The following is an 18,892-nucleotide window of genomic DNA, read 5'->3' as shown; positions in this document are numbered from 1 at the left end:
TTTACTGGTTCTCCACGGAGGTCTCTATCTGGCTTTCGACAGCCTTTTTTATGAGACTTTCCGCAAGATTTTTCTGTTCTGTGACAGTTGTGGCGCATTTCGCCTTGATTATGAAGCGCTGTCCCAGCACTTTAGCGATAGCCGCTCCAAGTGAGGCTGCATTCTCCTTGACCTTGAAGAGGTCCATGAAGAAGCGGTTCTGAGCGGTGATGAAGATATAATTCCCTGCTGTGCCTGCGAATGAGCCGTCAAGGCTTCCTGCAACGGCAGGATTTATCTGCTTGAACTCGTCCAGTATCTCTCCCCAGCGGTCGCAGGGGCGGATATCCTCGGGTCTAAGCTTTTTCAGGTCTACCGTGGGGATTATCTTCTCGTCGGCAGGAGCCGCGCTCGCCTCCAGTATTTCGGGCTGTTCGGGCATATGTGCCGCATTCTGCACAGCTCTCGGAGCTGAATTTATCTTATCCTCTAACTGTTTTATTTTATCATAAATTTCGGAATTGTCAATACTTTCGGGTGTATTCTTTACATTTCCGCAAAGTTTTATGAGGGACATCTCGAACTCCACGCGCTTGTTCATGGCGTTCTGCATACGGTCCCTGCACTCCTGCAGAGCGGAGAGCCTGTCCATTACTGCGGAGAGGTCGCTCTTTTCGGCGGCAGCCTTTAAGCGCTGAAGCTCGTCGGGCATACACACTATGAGCTTTTCCGCATTTTCGGGAGAAGCCTTTATGAGCATGACGTTGCGGAACTGCATGATGAGCTCGTCGCAGAGCCTTGCGAGGTCCTTGGACATATCGTAGAGCGAAGCCGTAATTGACAGCGCCTTTGCCGTATCCGAGTCCGTTATGGCGTCAAGCAGATCGTAAAGATAGTCCCTTCCTGCTATGCCTGCGGCGTTGGAGACCGCTTCCGCGTCTATTTTTTCGGCGCATACCGAGCACTGGTCAAGTAGCGATACTGCGTCACGCATACCGCCGTCCGCAAGCTTTGCTATCATAGCCGCGCCGTCCTCGGTGAGGTTTATATCCTCCTGTGAAGCGATATAGCTTATGCGCTTTGCGATGTCCTCGGGCTTTATCCTGCGGAAGTCGTAGCGCTGACAGCGTGAAACGATAGTCGCAGGGACTTTGTGTATCTCGGTGGTGGCAAGTATGAACTTAACGTAGGGAGGCGGCTCTTCCATGATCTTCAGCAGGGCGTTGAAGGCTCCTGCTGAGAGCATATGCACCTCGTCTATGATGTATATCTTGAAAGCTCCGCGTTCGGGAGTATATACCGCAGCGTCGCGTAGGTCGCGGATATTGTCGACGCCGTTGTTTGAAGCCGCGTCTATCTCAACTATGTCCGTAAGGGCGCCGCTGTCGGCGTCACGGCAGATGTCGCACTCGAGGCAGGGGTTGCCGTCCTTCATATTGCGGCAGTTGACAGCTTTTGCAAGGATACGGGCGCAGGTGGTCTTACCAGTGCCTCTCGAACCCGTGAAAAGGTAGGCATGGGCAGTTTTGCCGCTGATGATCTGGTTTTTCAGAGCTTCCGTGGTGTATTCCTGTGATATGACGTCGTCGAAGGTCATTGGTCGCCATTTGCGGTAAAGTGCCTTGTACACAGCCTCTTCTCCTTTCACTGTTCTTCCTTTTTATCCGCCTTTTTCAGGGCGATAATGCCGCGGTAGTAGTGCTTGAAGTCGTCGGCATTGTCTATATTGTTGAGTATCGCAAGCTTGTAGAGCTCCGCGCTTTTCTCGGTATTTCCAAGCATAGCCTGAGCTATGGCAGCTCCGCCCACAGCGCTTGCGTAGTTTTCGTGCTTTTCGATCGACTCGCCGAACCACTTGAGGGCAGTCCTGCCGTCGTTCATTTTTAGGTACATATTTCCCAGCTCGCAGCGTATCCTGTCGCGGTAGCGGTAATCCTTGGTCATGAGCTCCTTGTAAAGGGACTCCGCTTTTTCGTAGTAGCCGTTGCCCACATGACAGCGGGCCTCGAAAATAGGCAGCTCAGGGATATAGAAGCCGTTCTCTTCCGCGTTTTCGTAGCAGATGAGAGCGTTGGGAAAAACATTCAGTATATGGTAGCAGCGTCCGCGGTAGAACTCCAGAAGAGCCGTTTCCTGCTGAGAAAGCTTCTCGCCGTCGTTGCCGATGTCGGTAAACTGTTCGAGAGCCATGCGGTAGTTGTTCTTGTGGAACAGGTCGAGAGCCTGTTCAAAGAGTATGGAGCTCCGCTTCAAACCTGTAAAGGCACTGCCGATGAGATCCTCATCGTAGAGGTGATAGAGCTTGCCCTTGTATTTGGCTATCATATCGGCAGAAAAGACTATCATAAAGAACAGGAACGAGGCGAGCATAAGGTCTATTACCTCAGTGCAGCGGACAGAACCGCCCTTATTCTTTATGGCTTCATAGATCATGATACCTGTCAGAGACAGGGGAACAAAAGCGGCAGCCTTGACTACGGACCGCTTTATGCACAGCAGTACGCGCTTGGCGCGCATTGCGAGGATAGAACGGAACATTTCACGCACCCCCATGTCTAAAGGAAAATTCCGAAACATAGATGTGCAGGCTTGCTGCGGCACACAACACGCACCGCTTAATGCTGCTCGGTCTCCCGCCTGACATGGTTCACGGGGTCTTGTTGCACAGGGCCCACACATCTATATTTCGGAATTTCACACCCGTTTATACGAGCAGACGATGCTCTTTTAATATGATACCACAAACGGGGCGCTTTGTCAAGAAAAAATTTTGAAGAAATGCTGCCCCGACACTGATAAACTCAGAAAAAACGGGATAAATATTGACAAAATGTGACATAGTATGTATAATGTAGGTAGTATACGCTTGAAAGGATAAATAAATGATAAGAGGAAACAGAGCCGTAAGGCTCATACTGATATTTACGCTTATTATGGGCGTTTCGTCCCTTGTGGTAATGCTTGCGGGCATGATGAAGGAGAGAAACAGCAGCTATATCACCATAGTTCCCGAGGAAATGGAGCTCGTACAACTTGAAGCTTTGGAGGAGGGCGCTCCCATAGCTATCGTGGACACGACCCTCGGCGAGTTCAGATTCGTGCTTTATCCCGAATATTCGCCGAATGCAGTTAAGAACTTCACAGAGCTGGCCGGACAGGGCTATTACGACAACACCTATGTTTTCCATTCGGAAAGCGGAGTTTATTCCGCGGCAGGCGCTCCCAACAAGGACGGCAGCGCAAAGGACAACTCCCACGAGCTTGTGGAGAGAGAGCTTCATCAGAACCTGTGGCCTTTCAGGGGCGCAGTTCTTTCTATGAACACCACTGTCAAGCAGAATTTCAAGGAAAAGATAATCGGCGGCGGTACCTATTATAATGGCAGCAGATTCATGCTGGTGAATACGGTAGCCTTTGACGACACCTTCAAGGAGGAGCTTATGTCCTACTCGGAAAGCAAGGAGCTTGCGGAGGCTTTCATAGAAAAGGGCGGAGTTCCCAATTTTTCGCAGCAGATGACAGTCATCGGCCAGACCTACAGCGGAATGGATGTAGTCGAAAAGCTTGCTTCGCTGGAAACCAATAATGTCGGAAATTACAAGTTCCCTGCCGTGGACGTTATGATAAATTCAGTTAAAATAAGTACTTATTCTCCCGGGGAAGAGGCCGCGGAGGAGGAAAAATAAGCAGAAAAACCTGATATGTATAAAAGTATCTGACAAATCAATACAAAAATATGCCCAAACTCTTTACAAAGTGATTTTTTTGATGTATAATATATAAGTTGAAGTATAATTATTTAATCCTGTCTGCGGACAAGCATATGTTAAGAATGTCCGCTCAATCATAAGGAGAGAATTAAATGTTCAGAAAAGTTATAGCAGGAATTTTCTGCATTGCTTTGGCTGCATCGGCGCTTTCGTCATGCGGTCAGGACAGCAAGGGTACACAGACGACTGCCAGTGACACTACAACGGCTGCTTCCACAGAGGAAACTACAGCCGCAACACAGCCGGTCACAGTCGAGAATGTGGATATCGCAAACTTTACAGCTCCTCAGAAGGGCGATACCATTGTGGTAATGAAGGTAAAGGATTACGGTACCGTAAAGTTCAGACTTTTCCCCGAATATGCTGACAAGGGCGTTGAGAATTTCGTCGGGCTCGCTAAGAAGGGCTACTACGACGGACTCAAGTTCCACAGAGTCATCACCGATTTTATGGTGCAGGGCGGCGATCCTCAGGGAATAGGCATCGGCGGCGAAAGTATGTGGGGCGGTAAGTTCGACGGCGGCACAGACCCCCACCTTATCCATGCAGCAGGAGCTCTTGCTTACGCCAACAGCGGCAGCACAGCTACCAACGGAAGCCAGTTCTACGTTGTAACGGGTACGAAGTACTCGAAGGAAGAGCTTGACGAGCTCGGACAGAGAGGCTATGCGCTGTCTGAAAATGCAAAGAAGATATATGAGGAAGTGGGCGGAGCACCGTGGCTTGACGGAAGCTATACAGTTTTCGGTCAGGTTATAGACGGTCTCGACGTTTTCTTCAAGATACAGAATGTTGCGGTCGACGCAAACAGTATGCCCTACAAGGATCTCATTATGGAGTCCGTAACAGTGGGCGAGTACAACGGCGAGGACATACACTGGTATATCAGTGATTATGACGAGTTCGACGCCGACGAGATAAGAAACTCAACAGGCAAGGAAAACCTTAACATTGCAAACTTCACGGCTCCGAAAGAGGGCGAAAAGGTCGTAAGCCTCAAGGTTAAGGGCTACGACAAGGAAGTTAAGATCAAGCTCTTCCCCGAATATGCGGACAAGGGCGTTGAGAACTTCATCACCCTTGCAGAGCGCGGATATTATGACGGTCTTACCTTCCACAGGGTCATCAAGGACTTTATGATACAGGGCGGCGACCCGAACGGCGACGGAACAGGCGGCGAATGCATATTTGAAAAGGGCTTCGACGACCATGATACCGATCCGCACCTTATCCATGCGACAGGAGCTGTCGCTTATGCGAACAGCGGCTCTACAGCCAGCAACGGAAGCCAGTTCTATATCGTAACAGGCGAGGTTTACGAAAAGGAGCAGATCGACCAGCTCAAGGAAAGCGGCTACACATTTACCGATAATGAGGCTGAGGTCTACTCGACATACGGCGGAGCGCCGTGGCTCGACGGAAGCTATACCATCTTCGGTCAGGTATATGACGGTCTTGACGTAGTGTTCAAGATACAGGAAACAGAGACAGGCAACAACGACAAGCCCACTGAAGACGTAATAATAGAGAAAGTAACAGTATCGGACTTCAGCGGCGGAGATGTTCACTGGAACATCAAGGACTATAATTGATCTTTTTCGGACGGGTGTCCGATGATATGTGTATTTATCCGGCTCTGTGAGTCGGGGAACAAAAGAAAGAAATTCGGGAAAAAATACAGATGACCCGAAAAATAAGGAGAGAAAATATTTGGATAAGTTTGTTGTAAAAGGCGGAAGACGCCTTGAGGGTGAAGTTACCATAAGCGGAGCCAAGAATGCAGCTGTAGCTATTCTTCCCGCAGTCATACTTTCTGATGAACCTTGCGTTGTAGAAAATGTACCTTACATCAGCGATGTCAGGATCTGTATCCATATCCTTGAGGAAATGGGCGCTCAGGTCGAAAAGATAGGAAAAGATGCCTACAGGATCGATCCTACGACCATAAGCAAGTACTGCGTGCCCTATGAGTACGCAAGAAAAATGCGCGCTTCATATTATTTCCTCGGAGCTCTTCTGGGCAAGTTCAATAAGGCAAGAGTATCAATGCCGGGCGGATGTCCTCTCGGAGACCGTCCCATAGATCAGCACCTTAAAGCTTTCACTGCTCTCGGCGCGGAGTATACTCTCAGCCAGGGAATGGTAGACCTTGTTGCGGATAAGCTTACGGGAAATCAGATATTCTTCGACGTTGTCACCGTCGGAGCTACAATGAACGCTATGCTCGCAGCCGTTAAGGCTGAGGGCCTCACAATAATCGAAAATGCCGCTAAGGAGCCGCATATCGTCGATCTTGCAAACTTCCTCAACTCCATGGGCGCAAACATCATGGGCGCAGGTACGGACGTTATCAAGATCAGAGGCGTTGAGCACCTTCACGGTACTACCTATGCCGTTATCCCCGATCAGATAGAGGCAGGTACTTTCATGGTGGCAGTTGCCGCCACGAAGGGCGATGTTCTTATCAAGAACGTTATCCCGAAGCATCTTGAGTCGATCACAAAGAAGCTTGAAAAGATCGGCGTAAATATCGAGCAGTTCGACGACAGCATCAGGGTATGGGTAGACGGTCCGTTGGTCAAGACAAACGTCAAGACAGCTCCTCATCCGGGATTCCCGACGGATATGCAGTCTCAGATAGCAACTCTCCTCTGTCTTGCACAGGGTACGAGCATTATTACTGAGAATATCTGGGAGCAGCGTTTCCGCTACGTTGACGAGCTCAGAAGAATGGGCGCGGATATCACCGTAAACGGTAAGGTAGCGCTTATCGAGGGTACAGGAAAGCTCATGGGAGCTCCCGTAAAGGCGTGTGACCTCAGAGCAGGAGCTGCGCTTATAATCGCAGGACTCGCTGCAAGCGGAGTTACCGAGATAGAGGATATCTACCATATCGAAAGAGGTTATGACTGCATGGAAGGAAAGCTTCGTGCTCTCGGAGCTGATATCGAAAAGGTAAGCGTTCCCGATAAGACTGAGGAAACAAAGTCGGACAGCACAAAGGCTGCTGTTTAAATAAGTATAATGGCTGCTGCACGGCAAGTGCGGCAGCTTTTTCGTCGCATCTCAGGGGCGGATATTGGTCGTTCCTACAGGAATAAAGGAGATTTATGCAGGATAATAAAGGAATATACAAAAAACTGTTTACGATAGTAGCGCCCATAGCCGTCCAGTATTTTATGTATTCACTGGTTTCGGCGAGCGACGCTTTTATGCTGGGCTTTCTCAATCAGGATTCGCTTTCCGCTTCATCGCTTGCAGGGCAGGTCTGGTTCGTATCCAATCTTTTCAATATGGCTTTTGTATCGGGACTTACCGTGCTTGCGGCCCAGTACTGGGGAAAAGGGGACAAGCGCACCACCGAGGAGGTTCTTGCGGTCGCTATGAGGTATTCTCTGCTGGTGGGGCTTCTTTTTACATTAGCGGCTTTGTTTATCCCGCGTCAGCTAATGATGATATTTACCTCCGATAAAGTTCTTATAGCTGAGGGAGCAAAATATCTCAGGGTAGTCTCTCCGTCCTATCTGATGCTGGGATTTTCGCAGGTCTATTTCAGCATGATGAAGGTCTGCGACCGTGCAAAGCTTAGCTCGGTCGTGTGCTCGGTTTCGGTGGTTCTCAACATAATAATGAACGGACTTTTTATCTTTGGCGTTGGATTTTTCCCAAAACTGGGCATAATCGGAGCAGCTCTCGCAACGGTCCTTTCGAGAGTTTTCGAGGTGGTCATGGTTGCGGTAGCTGTTTTCAGGGGTAAATGTCCGCCTTTAAGTGTCAGGCTTATGCTGAAAAACGGCAGCAAGGAGCTTCACAGGGATTACTGGAGATATACCGTGCCGCTTCTGCTCAATCAGCTCGGCTGGGGCGGCGGTGTGACGATGTACTCGGTCATTATGGGCAGGCTGGGAAGTGACGCTGTTGCGGCAAATTCCATTGCCAGCATAGTCCGCAGCATGATAGCAAGTCTCTGCTGGGGTATCGCAGCAGGTGTAGGCATAGTTATCGGCGGAATGCTCGGCAGGAACGAGATAGCCGAAGCAAAAAAAGCAGGCGGCAAGTTCGTGCGGCTTTCTATATTGATAGGTGTTGTCTCGGGAGTGGTTATACTGGTGGTAACTCCGCTGGTACTCAATGTAATATCTCTCAACGACAAGGCGCAGTATTACCTGAAGTTCATGATGCTCATGGCTTCTTATTATATAATAGGAAACTCCCTCAATTCCACAGTCATCGGAGGACTTTTCCCTGCCGGCGGAGACACGAGATTCGGCATGATATGCGACATTGTGACTCTCTGGTGCGTGGTGGTACCCATGGGAATGATAGCCGCTTTCTGGCTGAAACTCCCTGTGCTTGCGGTGGCATTTATACTCACACTGGACGAGTTCGTGAAAATACCTGCGGTATACAGACATTACGTGAAGTATAAGTGGCTCAAGAACATCACAAGGTAATTTTGCAGGGCGGATATTATCTGCACGTTTTGCTTTCTGTAAGGGGGCTGAAATACACTGTTATTAAACGGAAAACCGTTTAATAAGAAAAAAATAATTTTCAAGATCTGTGTTTTGCACAAAAAGCAAGCGCTGATATTGTGAAATCCTCACAATGTCAGCGCTTTTTTAGTATTATGCATTTGGGGCGGAATACCGCCCCTGCTCTGGTCACTTGTCTTTTCCGCCCTCATGCTGTGCGATGATGAGCTTTATGGAATTGTAAAGATATGGCTTGAGCTCATTCAGCGTACATGGCTCGCTGTAGAGTATAGCCGAATAGCAGGTGGAGCTCACCAGCTCGATTATCATGAACAGCATTATCTCGGGGTCCTTTATGCCCTTTGGAGCGTCCTTCAGCATTTTGTTGTATACCGACGAGAAGTCGATGTCGTCCTCGGAAACAGGCGAGGTTATGGCGTTTTTGAATATGCCCCAGCTCAGATTCTTCGATATGAACGTCAGCAGGGACTGGTTCTCGTTGAGCTGATTGATGCAATTGTCTATCACCCTGATTATCTTTTCCTCAAAGGAAAGCTTGTCCAGCTCGTCCCCGAGGTCTGACATGGCATTTTTGAAGAGCTGGCTCGATTTGTGCGATATCAGTTTGTTCCTTATGTCGTATTTGTCCTTGAAATAAAGGTAGAACGTGCCCTTTGCAACGCCTGCCTTGCTTACGATGTCGGTTATGGAAGTCTTGCTGAAACCCTTGGTTGTGAAAAATTCAAAAGCTGTCTTGAGAAGAGAATTTTCTTTGATCCTTTTATTTATATCGACTTTCCCCATTTTAACGTACCTTTCTTGCAGCTAAAACTCAGCTTTGCTTAATTCTGATTGATTCTGACTGCAAAGCCGTTGAATTATGATTTGTGTTATTTTTATTATATCCCGAAAAATAGGACGTGTCAAGGGTGTAAAACTGACCAACGGTCAAGCTGTTTCGCAGTCCGAATTGTGCATTCATACAAAAATATGACCGAAGGTCATTTTTTAACACCCGAAGTATTGACTACTGGTCATTTTTGGAGTATACTATGTAATAACAGTAAACAGGGCGCATATTGAATGTCCGTGAGCCGCTGATGAATTGTTTTCCCTGAAAGAACCCCGATCCCTAAAGAGTTTCTTATGCCGAATCCACTCGGCGCTTTCCCGAGGTTCACGGACTTTCAATATGTGCTCTGAATATGCAAGGAAAGGAACGATAGTATGCTTAAATTCGGTGAATGGATCGTAAAGCACCGTGCGCTCATACTTATCATCGGAGTGCTCCTGCTTATCCCGTCAGCTTTCGGATATATGAAAACGCGGGTGAATTACGATATACTCTCTTATCTTCCAAAAGATATAAACACAATGGTCGGACAGGATATCCTGAAAGAGGATTTCGGACAGGGCGGCTTCTCCCTTGTAATGGTGGAAGGCATGAGCGACAGGGACGTTGCGGCGACTGCCGATAAAATAAAGGCTGTCGATCATGTTTCCGACGTTATCTGCTACCAGTCAATGACCGGCTGCAATATCCCCAAGGAGATACTTCCCGAAAATATATACGATTTCTTCAATCACGGCGACAATACCATGATGGCGGTATTCTTCGACGATACCACATCTGCCGACGCAACTCTCGCAGCTGTGGAGGAAATGAGGAACATCACCTCGGAGCAGTGCTTCATCAGCGGTATGTCGGCTATGACTCTCGATATGAAGAACATCACTCAGAGCGAAACTCTCATATATGCTCTGATAGCGGTGATACTCACGAGCATAGTCCTTGTGCTGACTATGGATTCCTTCCTGATACCCGTATTCTTCATGCTGAGTATAGGCTTTGCGGTAGTCTGGAACCTGGGTACGAACGTATTCCTCGGTGAGATATCCTTTATCACACAGGCGCTGGCAATGGTTCTTCAGCTTGGCGTTACAATGGACTACTCAATATTCCTGTGGCACAGCTACAAGGAGCAGCAGAAGTACTTCCCCGACAGCAGACAGGAGGCAATGGCTCATGCTGTTGCGGCTACTATCACATCGGTTGTGGGAAGTTCGTTCACAACAGTTGCAGGCTTCCTTGCAATGTGCTTCATGACATTCACTCTCGGACTTGACCTCGGCCTTGTAATGGCAAAGGGCGTTGTTTGCGGAGTTATCGCCTGCGTAACGGTACTTCCTGCGATGATACTCATATTCGATAAGGCTATCGCGGCAACCTCCCACAGGAACTTCTTCCCTGCTTTCAGGAGAACTTCCTCATTTATAGTAAAGCATTCATGGGCTTTCCTGACAATTGCCATAGCACTGCTGATACCTGCCGTTTTCGGCAACAGCCACTACGGAGTTTACTACAAGCTTGACAGCACCCTTCCCTCTTATCTGCCAAGCGTTACCGCAAACACAAAGCTTGCGGAGGACTACAACATGAACAGCACGCATATCCTTATGTTCGATTCGTCAATGAGCGCTAAGGACGCTAATAAAATGATGAACGACATTAAGAATGTGGACGGAGTTCAGTTCGCAGTCGGCTTCAATTCGCTGGTCGGCTCGGCGATACCAGAGGAAGTCATTCCAGACGACCTGAAAAGCGTACTCAAGAGCGACAAATGGCAGTTGATGCTTATAGGCTCTGAGTACGAGGTGGCGTCCGAAGAGGTGAATGCACAGGTAGCAAGGCTCAACGACATCGCTGAAAGCTATGACAGCGGAAGTATGCTCATAGGCGAAGCTCCTGCAACAAAGGACCTCATAACCATAACGGACAGAGATTTCAGGATAGTCAACTTCCTGTCCATTGCGGCTATATTCCTTATAATCGCATTCACCTTCAAGTCGGTATCGCTTCCTGTGATACTTGTATCGGTAATAGAGCTTGCCATAATGATAAATCTCGGCACAGCCTACTATACAGGCTCCAAACTTTCGTTCATAGCTCCTATAGTAATAGGAACCATACAGCTCGGCGCAACTGTTGACTATGCGATACTCATGACTACAAGATACCGCACCGAAAGGCACAGCGGCAAGGAGAAAAAGGAGTCGGTTGGAATAGCGCTCAGCACTTCCATAAAGTCAATAATAACCTCGGCGCTGGGATTCTTTGCGGCAACGGTAGGCGTTGCATTATACTCGGATATCGGTCTTATCTCGGAGCTGTGTATGCTCCTTGCAAGAGGCGCTCTTATCTCAATGGTCGTAGTCGTAACAGTGCTTCCTTCGATGTTTATGGTCTTTGACAAGGTCATCTGCAGGACAAGCGCAGGCTTTGTACAGAAGGACAAGGACGGAAGAAAGCATCATCATATATTCCGAATGGCGTAAACTTATAAAGGAGTGACGGATATGAAAAGGTTAAGTAAAATAATGGCAGCCCTGCTTGCGGTAACAGTATCCGCAGGCGCTACAGGCTCTATAGCATATGCAAACAGCAGAAGCGGGAATGCTCCCGCAGAAGCTCCCGAGAGCGAAAAGAAGGCAGCTGAGACCGCAAGGAAGAACAACGGTGAACAGGCTTACAAGGACGAAACAGTTTATGTTCTGTGCAACAGCGACTCTTCCGTAAAGAACGTTGTCGTAAGCGACTGGCTGAAAAACTCCCCTGCGCTCTCAAGTCTGTATGATATATCCGACCTCAGCGATATAGTCAACGTAAAGGGCGACGAGATATTTGAAGCGGACGGCAGCTCGCTCCGCTGGAGCGCTGACGGCGACGATATCTACTATAAGGGCAATTCCGACAAGGAGCTCCCCGTGGACGTCACTATGGAGTACTTCCTGGACGGCAAAAAGGTCGAACCGGACAGTATCAAGGGAAAAAGCGGTCATCTCGTTATCCGCTGGACTTATAAGAACAGACAGAAGGTCACAAAGCTCATAAACGGAAAGAGCAGGGACATTTATGTTCCTTTCATGGCGGCAAGCGCGGCTGTCCTCAGCACAGACAAGTACCTCAATGTTGAAGTTACCAACGGTAAGATACTCTCCGACGGCGAAAAGCTCATAGCTGTGGGAGTTGCTTTCCCGGGACTTCAGGAGAGTATCGACCTCAGCGGACTTGACAGCGTTGACATTGATATCCCCGAGAGCTTCGAGATATCCGCAGATGTGAAGAATTTCGAGATGAATACTTCTGTTACGGTAGTTTCCAACGAGATATTCTCAAAGCTGGACGTTGACGAGGCTGTAGACCTTGACAGCCTGAAGGCAAAGGTGAAGGAGCTCAGTGACGGAGCTGAAAAGCTCGGTAACGGTACAGCTTCACTCTATGACGGCATAAAGCAGCTCAGCGGCGGCACAGGCGACCTGACAGCAGGTATAGATAAGCTCCTTGCAGGCTCGCTGGAGCTCAGAAACGGTGCGGCAGAGCTTGACGGCGGCGCTAAGAAGCTTGCGGACGGCGCAAAAACTCTCTCGGATTCTACAGGAAAATTCGAGGAGGGCCTCGGCAGCGCAAAGGACGGCTCTGCAAAGCTTGCGGACGGTCTCGGACAGTTAAGCGACGGAGCTTCTCAGCTCACAGAGGGTATCGGCAGCGCGAAGAACGGTTCTACGGCTCTTGTTGAGGGCTTCGGAAAGGTAACGGCAGGCGCGGACGCGCTCACAAACGGAATAAAGGACGCAAAGGCAGGTTCGGACGCGCTGAATGCAGGCTTTGCACAGGTAAACGAGGGAGCGGCTGCTCTCAAAACAGGTGCGGACAGCCTCACAGGCGGCGTGGGAGCTCTTGCGGACGGCAGTAAGCAGGTCAGGGACGGCTCTGCGAAGCTCTCTCAGGGAGCGGCTGCTCTCAGCGACGGAGCTTCAAAGCTCAGCGATTCAGCAGGACAGGTATCAGCAGGCATAGGCTCTGTAAAGAGCGGTGCTGACGCTCTTGCAGAGGGTATCACAGGTGCCAGGACAGGTGCGGACGGTCTTGCACAAGGTGCGGCAGCTCTTACGGACGGAGCTTCACAGCTCAGTGACGGTATCGCCCTTGCAGGAGCTTCACTTGATACTACCATAGCGGCAAACGAACAGGCGCTTGCAGCATTGCAGGCAGTTTATCAGCAGTCTCCCTCACAGGAGCTGGCTGTGGCTATAGGAACTTTACAGCAGACCATTGAGGGTCAGAAGCAGATATCCGCTTCAATGAACGAGGGCGGACAGCTCAGTACAGGCGCGGCTTCACTCAAAACAGGCGCGGCACAGCTTGGCGGCGGTCTCGGACAGCTCAGCAGCGGACTTGAAGCTGCACAGGGCGGCTCTGTATCATTGCAGCAGGGTCTTGCAAAGCTCGACGAGGGCGGAAAGGCTCTGGCGGCAGGTGCAGGACAGCTTTACAGCTCAACGGAGCAGCTCTCAAAGGGCGCGGCGGACCTCAGCACAGGCGCGGCAGCTCTTGACGGCGGCATAGGCGAGCTTTCGGGCGGCAGCAGCAAGCTCACAGGCGGTCTCGACTCTCTTGTAAAGGGTCTCGGACAGTTAAGCGGCGGCAGCGCTTCCCTCAATGACGGTCTCGGAAAGCTCTCAACGGGCGCTGTTGACCTTACAGGCGGCATTTATCAGCTCTCTGACGGTGCAAAGGCACTTGACAGCGGTCTCGCTCAGTTGTCGCAGGGCTCGCTTACACTGGGCGGCGGTCTCGGACAGCTCAGCAGCGGCGCGGCAGAGCTTGACAGCGGACTTGCACAGCTCTTCGGCGGCAGCAAGCAGCTCAGCGGCGGTGCAAAGACACTGTATGATTCGATACAGCTCCTCAGCGGCGGTGCGTCTAAGCTTTACGGCGGCACAGGCGAGCTTTACAGCGGTATCGGACAGCTCAGGGACGGCGGCGCAGCTCTTGCGGACGGAGTCGGCAGACTTGAAAGCGGCGCAAAGGAGCTCAACGACGGCATGATAAGATTCAACGATGAGGGAATCTCCGTTATCACGGGAGCAGTCGATGAAAAGCTGCCTGAGATAATCGAAAATCTCAAGGCACTCAGGGACGCTTCAAGGGAGTACAACACGTTTTCGGGCATTTCCGATAAAATGGACGGCAGCGTTAAGTTCATCTACCTTGTTGACGGAACTAAGTAAGTGAATAGTAAAAGCCATAGTATTTCAGAATACTATGGCTTTTTTGTTATTATACCTTTATTTTTTGAATACCATATTGCACCTGCCCCACATTTCGTTCCCGTAGGGGAATGCGTCGGGAGTTGTATGCCTTTCTTTGAAGCCTGCGCTTTCGTAGCATTTTCGCGCTCTCTCGTTTGAAGTGAATACGTTGAGCTGCACCGCGTTCGCTTTCAGTATCTCAAGGCAGTACTTAGCGGCAAGCTTTATCATTTCCTTTCCGTAGCCCTTTCCGCGCTGTGCAGGGTCTATCAGTACAAAAGCGAGCATGGATTCGTTGCTTTCAGCGTTTATTCCGCAGCATATGAAGCCCACTGCCGTTCCGTCATCAGTGGTAGCCACAAAGGGACAGTCGCCGTGTTTGGTATACATATCCGCAAGAAATCGGTCAAAAGCGTCCTTTTCGAGGGGATAGGGAGCGTGATTGGCGCTCCACATGGCGTGAGTGCGTTCGTCGGTTATCCAGTTCTTTATTGAGTCGAAGTCGTGGCTTGGTATGTATGGTCTTAGTCTCATAGTATCACCTCGTGGTAGAAAATGCGAAGATCTGACAGAGGATGACTCTGTCAGATCTGTCCTGCTCAATATATGTAAAAGTGCTGTTTAAGCAAATATCTCATTGTAAATTGCAGTTCTGTTGCTTCTTGCTTCCTTGAATGAGTCTATGATTGCCTTTGTGCCTGCCTTGAAGCTTTCTCTGCTGTTATAAGCTTCGTCGACCGCGTTCTTTATTATATCGGGAGTTATATCGATCTCATGCTTATTCAGCTCTATGCCTGCCTTTAAGTTCTGAACTACCTTTGCAACGTCAAACTGGTCAACTGCCTGCGGTACAAGAACCATTGCAGCACCGCTTGCAAGACCCTCTGAGGTGGAATTGAAGCCTGCATGAGTAATGAAAACATCTACCTCGGGTAAGAGCTGAGTCTGTGGTACATAATTGTAAATGCTGAAGTTGCCCGGGATATCCTTGAATGTCTCAGCAATGTCAACAAATTTGCCGACGGACATGATTACCTGATATTCATCTGAGTCCCTGAAAGCTTCGATACAGCGGTGATAAAACTCAAGGTCCTTTCCGAAGATAGTTCCCAGTGAAATGAACACGAGCTTCTTGCTTTCGTCCTTCTTGAAATCAAAGTTCTTGTCGGCAGCTCTCTGCTCGATGTGAGGTCCGATGAAATAGCAGGTATCATCGGTATCTTCGGGTCTTAAATGGAAGAATTTTGAAGTCAGAATAAGCTTCTTGAAATTGTTGGGAGTAAAAATGAGTCCGACGAAATCATGAAGATTGATGTTATACTGCTGGCTTGTCCACTGCAGACCGATAACTCTTGCATTGTCAAACTGGTTCTCGTCAGTAAGAATGAACGAAGGATAGAGGATAGAGCATTTTGCAGGATCAAGCTTCAATACCTTGTTCATCTCGCCGATATCGAAGAAGCAGTCGAAAATGTAATAATCATATTTCGTCTCGTCCTTTAATAAATGCTCCATAAGGAGATATGTTGCTTTTCCGACCATAAAAGAGTTGATAGCAAACGGCGGAGCATACGGAGGCAGTTTCTTTGCAACTTCGCTGACGTCCGCAGAGTAAACGATCTTTTTAACAGGAACTTCGTTTAATCTGTCTGCAAATTCGTCTGTAACAAAACAGGTGACATCATGGCCTAATGCGGCTAATTCTCTTACGACCTCAACACTTCCTGTAAAATGGCCGTGCAGAATACCGTTTGCAACAAAGATCTTTTTTGGGCTTGTCGTTTTTAATACTTCGCTCATTTTGATTCCTCCCAGAATACTGTACTCAGTTGTTTTTCGTCAGCTTTGGCGCTGCCGAAACAGGTTTTTACTGTGTCCTGCGTGGTTTTTTGCCAAATATTTATCATTTTTTTATCCGAGTTGCAGTAGTGGGACTTTGCTGTAGGTATTCTTCTGTAATGGGCACTTCAAAACCGTTCAAGTTCATATTATATCATATTCCGACAGAAAAATCAATACCTTTTTCTTATGAGCTCCGGTGGCATTTTATCTATATAGTTTGACATCTTATGCTATGAACTTAAATAAATTAATACTTGACAAACCACCGTGGATATGCTATACTATTTTTTGCTTTAATATAGCCTGTTATATCGAATACTAAGAAACAGACAATTCCGACGCATCAGGGGAGATCACCGTATACAACAGGTGAAAAAGGAAAGGTAAGGGAAAAATGGAAAAAATGGATATGAAGAATAAGCGTGTATTCGTAACAGGTGCAACAGGATTTGTAGGGGCGCACATTACAAAGCATCTCATTGAGCTTGGCGCAAATGTCACAGTTCTCATCGAGAGATGCGACAATACCAGTTATTTCAGTATCTGCGGACTTGATAAAAAGGTAAATGTATACTATGGCGACGTCAGCAACGGTACTCTCATTGAGCAGATAATCGTTGAGCAGAAGATAGAGGTCATATTCCACCTTGCAGCAGTTGCTCTCCAGGATCTGGCTTATAAAATGCCTAAGGTGACTTTCCAGGTCAATATTGTGGGAACATACAACATTTTAGACGCTGCAAGACTTCACACAGATACAGTCAAGGCTGTCCTTGTTGCTTCCAGTGATAAGGTCTACGGCGACAGCGACGTACTGCCTTACAATGAGAGCATGATACTCCAGGGCAGCAATCCTTATGACGTTTCAAAGGTTTGTCAGGATATGCTGGCAAGAAGCTTCTATCACAGCTACGGACTTCCTGTTGTAGTAGGAAGATTCGGAAATATCTACGGACCCGGTGACAATAACTTCAACAGACTTATCCCGGGAACGATACAGAAGCTCGAAAACGGCGAGTCTCCGCTGATAAGACACCCTGCAAACGGCGTGTTCAAGAGAGACTTCCTTTATATCAACGATATCGTCAATGCCTATATGTATATGCTGTATAATATCAACAAGGAAGATGTAGTTGGTAATGCATTCAATTTCGGTACAGGCATTGCTACGGATATAGAAACAGTTGTAAACAAGATCAAATCTATTATGGGCTGCGAGAATGTACCTTCTGTTGTACAGCAGAGCGAGGTATCCGAGATTCTTATCCAGCAGCTTGACGCAACAAAGGCGCTTGAGCGCCTTGGCTGGAAGGCAGAGTATTCTGTAGATATGGGTCTGGCTGAAACTGTAGAGTGGTACAGAAACGTTTATTTTAAGATGAACTGAATAAAAGCTGCTCCAGCAGCAGAATAATATAAAATGACCGGTCGTATGTGCGGTACTCGTAAAGAAGTATATATGGGACTTATCGGGGGAAACCTTTCTGAGGAAATGTTCTCCCCCGAACCCCCTTCCAAAGACTTTTAACCCAAATTTTTCTAAATAGGACGCCCCCTGTAAGTGTTACAGAGGGCGTTAGTTTTCGTTGGGCGTCCTATTTAGAAAAATTTAAGCTGGAAGTTTTAGGAAAGGAGTTTGAGGAAGAACCCTTTTTCAGTTGGGACGCAGCACAGAAGTTTGAACCCAAGGCAATTTACAGCGAATCAGAAAAGTCCCACATTCTGCTGAATGGGGGACTTTTTCGTTGTACTGTTTTTACAAGTTCCGTAATGCAGTTTAGTCAAATTCTGCATAATAGCGTTTATTTACTCATTTTGTATCTTCCTTTTTGATTTTCATCTACCTTTCCCAAACAAACTATCAATATACTCTTCATTATTTTTGGGCATTTTATCATCCTCATATTCGCCAAGATAGAAATAATCATGATACTTCTGCCCATCATATTCGTACCCTGTATATGGATAGCCTTTTTGAGTTATTCCTTGATATGGCTTGAATTGCTCTTCAGCTTCTTCTTTGGTATAGTATTCTGAATCAAACCATATACCTTCCTGTTCCTCGTCCCAACCAAGCTTTGTTGCTCTGAAAACGTGTCTCATAATCATACCTCCATGTCCATAATTTACAAGTTACTTATAAGGAACTCACAGATACTGATGCAGCCAATCAGGCATATCCGGATCATCAGTTTTCCAAGAATTAACTACATCTTCATCCCTTTCCCATGTGTTTTCATGTCCGTCAAAGAATTTTTGTCTGTGACATTTGTACTTGAACACTTCATCGCCTTCAAGTCGATATTCGTACCAGTAGTAGTTCTGCTTACCATAGCCCTTGTACTCCTGCGTTGTGTAAATAGTCATATAAACAGCCTCCTTTATTAATCGTCAAGGTCTGAAACATCATTATCGTCATACTGCTTATCATCGGTATCTTCACACATCTGCCTGATAGCATTTTGAGCTGAATCTGAGCGTTCTATAACAACCTGCTTCTTAACTTTGTGCTTCTGAACGAGATACTTGATGCCTTCATATGCACCTATCACAACAGTAATAACCACAGTTGCTACACCAGCGCCAACAATCATACCACGTTCATGACCTTCCTGATAGCCTTCGTTGTGAATATCATCAATGAAGTTGTCAACTCCACCGTGTTCACTTGCCTGTTTTGTAAGCCAAGCCGGATTACCTTTTTCATTTGCGTCCCACGCCATAGAGCATTTC

Annotated in this window: 15 protein-coding genes and 1 other RNA gene; 7 read left to right on the top strand and 9 right to left on the bottom strand. The window is 47.9% G+C overall.

The annotated features are described in order from the left end of the window. Nucleotide 1: 1 nt before the first annotated feature. The 3 genes from dnaX to ffs form a co-directional block, all read right to left on the bottom strand. Entirely contained in the window at nt 2-1,609 is a 1,608-nt protein-coding gene (dnaX, locus tag IKW96_RS03995) for a DNA polymerase III subunit gamma/tau (RefSeq protein ID WP_296570594.1), read from the bottom strand. Nucleotides 1,610-1,623: 14 nt separating this feature from the next. Further along, complete coding sequence (locus tag IKW96_RS03990; RefSeq protein ID WP_296570591.1) at nt 1,624-2,517, bottom strand: hypothetical protein; 894 nt, start codon at nt 2,515-2,517, stop codon at nt 1,624-1,626. Between the two features lie 40 nt (nt 2,518-2,557). Further along, nucleotides 2,558-2,656, bottom strand: an RNA gene (gene ffs, locus IKW96_RS03985) — signal recognition particle sRNA small type. Nucleotides 2,657-2,861: 205 nt separating this feature from the next. Here ffs and IKW96_RS03980 point away from each other — a divergent pair. The 4 genes from IKW96_RS03980 to IKW96_RS03965 all read left to right on the top strand — a co-directional run bounded on the left by IKW96_RS03980 (nt 2,862) and on the right by IKW96_RS03965 (nt 8,203). Next, entirely contained in the window at nt 2,862-3,665 is an 804-nt protein-coding gene (locus IKW96_RS03980) for a peptidylprolyl isomerase (RefSeq protein WP_296570588.1), read from the top strand. Nucleotides 3,666-3,841: 176 nt separating this feature from the next. Then, the gene (locus IKW96_RS03975) at nt 3,842-5,341 is read left to right on the top strand and encodes a peptidylprolyl isomerase (protein WP_296570585.1); all 1,500 of its coding nucleotides are present in this window, start codon (nt 3,842-3,844) and stop codon (nt 5,339-5,341) included. 118 nt (nt 5,342-5,459) lie between these two features. Continuing rightward, entirely contained in the window at nt 5,460-6,764 is a 1,305-nt protein-coding gene (locus IKW96_RS03970; protein ID WP_296570581.1) for a UDP-N-acetylglucosamine 1-carboxyvinyltransferase, read from the top strand. Nucleotides 6,765-6,859: 95 nt separating this feature from the next. Continuing rightward, nucleotides 6,860-8,203 carry an MATE family efflux transporter gene (locus IKW96_RS03965; RefSeq protein ID WP_296570579.1) on the top strand — a complete coding sequence of 448 codons (1,344 nt, stop codon included), beginning with the start codon at nt 6,860-6,862 and terminating at the stop codon, nt 8,201-8,203. A 210-nt stretch (nt 8,204-8,413) separates the two neighbouring features. Here the strand turns inward: IKW96_RS03965 and IKW96_RS03960 are convergent, their stop codons facing one another. Further along, nucleotides 8,414-9,028 (bottom strand): TetR/AcrR family transcriptional regulator, encoded by a 615-nt coding sequence (locus tag IKW96_RS03960; protein ID WP_296570575.1) that lies wholly within the window; start codon nt 9,026-9,028, stop codon nt 8,414-8,416. A 423-nt stretch (nt 9,029-9,451) separates the two neighbouring features. On the opposite strand from IKW96_RS03960, the gene IKW96_RS03955 reads away from it, so the two are divergent. Together IKW96_RS03955 and IKW96_RS03950 are read left to right on the top strand one after the other, a co-directional pair. Continuing rightward, on the top strand, nt 9,452-11,560 hold the full coding sequence (locus IKW96_RS03955) for an MMPL family transporter (protein WP_296570572.1): 2,109 nt from the start codon (nt 9,452-9,454) through the stop codon (nt 11,558-11,560). Nucleotides 11,561-11,581: 21 nt separating this feature from the next. Then, a complete protein-coding gene (locus IKW96_RS03950) occupies nt 11,582-14,296 on the top strand; it encodes a hypothetical protein (protein ID WP_296570569.1) in 2,715 nt (904 codons plus the stop codon). A 57-nt stretch (nt 14,297-14,353) separates the two neighbouring features. Here IKW96_RS03950 and IKW96_RS03945 read toward each other — a convergent pair whose 3' ends face one another. Next, nucleotides 14,354-14,851, bottom strand: a complete 498-nt coding sequence (locus tag IKW96_RS03945; protein ID WP_296570565.1) for a GNAT family protein — start codon at nt 14,849-14,851, stop codon at nt 14,354-14,356. 87 nt (nt 14,852-14,938) lie between these two features. Beyond that, nucleotides 14,939-16,117 (bottom strand): nucleotide disphospho-sugar-binding domain-containing protein, encoded by a 1,179-nt coding sequence (locus tag IKW96_RS03940; RefSeq protein WP_296570561.1) that lies wholly within the window; start codon nt 16,115-16,117, stop codon nt 14,939-14,941. Between the two features lie 451 nt (nt 16,118-16,568). Between IKW96_RS03940 and IKW96_RS03935 the strand changes: the two genes are divergently transcribed. Continuing rightward, entirely contained in the window at nt 16,569-17,546 is a 978-nt protein-coding gene (locus IKW96_RS03935) for a GDP-mannose 4,6-dehydratase (protein ID WP_296570558.1), read from the top strand. Between the two features lie 449 nt (nt 17,547-17,995). On the opposite strand, the gene IKW96_RS03930 is transcribed toward IKW96_RS03935, so the two are convergent. The 3 genes from IKW96_RS03930 to IKW96_RS03920 are packed head-to-tail and all read right to left on the bottom strand — an operon-like array spanning nt 17,996 to nt 18,882. Beyond that, nucleotides 17,996-18,262, bottom strand: coding sequence for a hypothetical protein (locus IKW96_RS03930; protein ID WP_296570555.1), 267 nt, complete (start codon nt 18,260-18,262; stop codon nt 17,996-17,998). A gap of 45 nt (nt 18,263-18,307) precedes the next feature. Then, nucleotides 18,308-18,526, bottom strand: a complete 219-nt coding sequence (locus tag IKW96_RS03925) for a hypothetical protein (RefSeq protein WP_296570552.1) — start codon at nt 18,524-18,526, stop codon at nt 18,308-18,310. A gap of 17 nt (nt 18,527-18,543) precedes the next feature. Further along, nucleotides 18,544-18,882, bottom strand: a complete 339-nt coding sequence (locus IKW96_RS03920) for a hypothetical protein (RefSeq protein ID WP_296570550.1) — start codon at nt 18,880-18,882, stop codon at nt 18,544-18,546. Nucleotides 18,883-18,892 lie beyond the last annotated feature (10 nt).

It is taken from the genome of Ruminococcus sp., from assembly GCF_017549005.1.
Classification (GTDB): domain Bacteria; phylum Bacillota; class Clostridia; order Oscillospirales; family Ruminococcaceae; genus Ruminococcus.
Note: the sequence above shows the minus strand (reverse complement) of the source record. Positions and strands in the feature narration are given on the sequence as shown.

What these genes read in the sequence shown, in the direction of transcription:
- IKW96_RS03935 (WP_296570558.1), top strand. Translation starts at nt 16,569, where the DNA reads ATGAAGAATAAGCGTGTATTCGTAACAGGTGCAACAGGATTTGTAGGG.
- IKW96_RS03965 (WP_296570579.1), top strand. Translation starts at nt 6,860, where the DNA reads ATGCAGGATAATAAAGGAATATACAAAAAACTGTTTACGATAGTAGCG.
- IKW96_RS03930 (WP_296570555.1), bottom strand. Translation starts at nt 18,262, where the DNA reads ATGAGACACGTTTTCAGAGCAACAAAGCTTGGTTGGGACGAGGAACAG.
- IKW96_RS03920 (WP_296570550.1), bottom strand. Translation starts at nt 18,882, where the DNA reads ATGGCGTGGGACGCAAATGAAAAAGGTAATCCGGCTTGGCTTACAAAA.
- IKW96_RS03990 (WP_296570591.1), bottom strand. Translation starts at nt 2,517, where the DNA reads ATGTTCCGTTCTATCCTCGCAATGCGCGCCAAGCGCGTACTGCTGTGC.
- IKW96_RS03940 (WP_296570561.1), bottom strand. Translation starts at nt 16,117, where the DNA reads ATGAGCGAAGTATTAAAAACGACAAGCCCAAAAAAGATCTTTGTTGCA.
- IKW96_RS03980 (WP_296570588.1), top strand. Translation starts at nt 2,862, where the DNA reads ATGATAAGAGGAAACAGAGCCGTAAGGCTCATACTGATATTTACGCTT.
- IKW96_RS03975 (WP_296570585.1), top strand. Translation starts at nt 3,842, where the DNA reads ATGTTCAGAAAAGTTATAGCAGGAATTTTCTGCATTGCTTTGGCTGCA.
- IKW96_RS03950 (WP_296570569.1), top strand. Translation starts at nt 11,582, where the DNA reads ATGAAAAGGTTAAGTAAAATAATGGCAGCCCTGCTTGCGGTAACAGTA.
- IKW96_RS03925 (WP_296570552.1), bottom strand. Translation starts at nt 18,526, where the DNA reads ATGACTATTTACACAACGCAGGAGTACAAGGGCTATGGTAAGCAGAAC.
- IKW96_RS03960 (WP_296570575.1), bottom strand. Translation starts at nt 9,028, where the DNA reads ATGGGGAAAGTCGATATAAATAAAAGGATCAAAGAAAATTCTCTTCTC.
- IKW96_RS03955 (WP_296570572.1), top strand. Translation starts at nt 9,452, where the DNA reads ATGCTTAAATTCGGTGAATGGATCGTAAAGCACCGTGCGCTCATACTT.
- IKW96_RS03945 (WP_296570565.1), bottom strand. Translation starts at nt 14,851, where the DNA reads ATGAGACTAAGACCATACATACCAAGCCACGACTTCGACTCAATAAAG.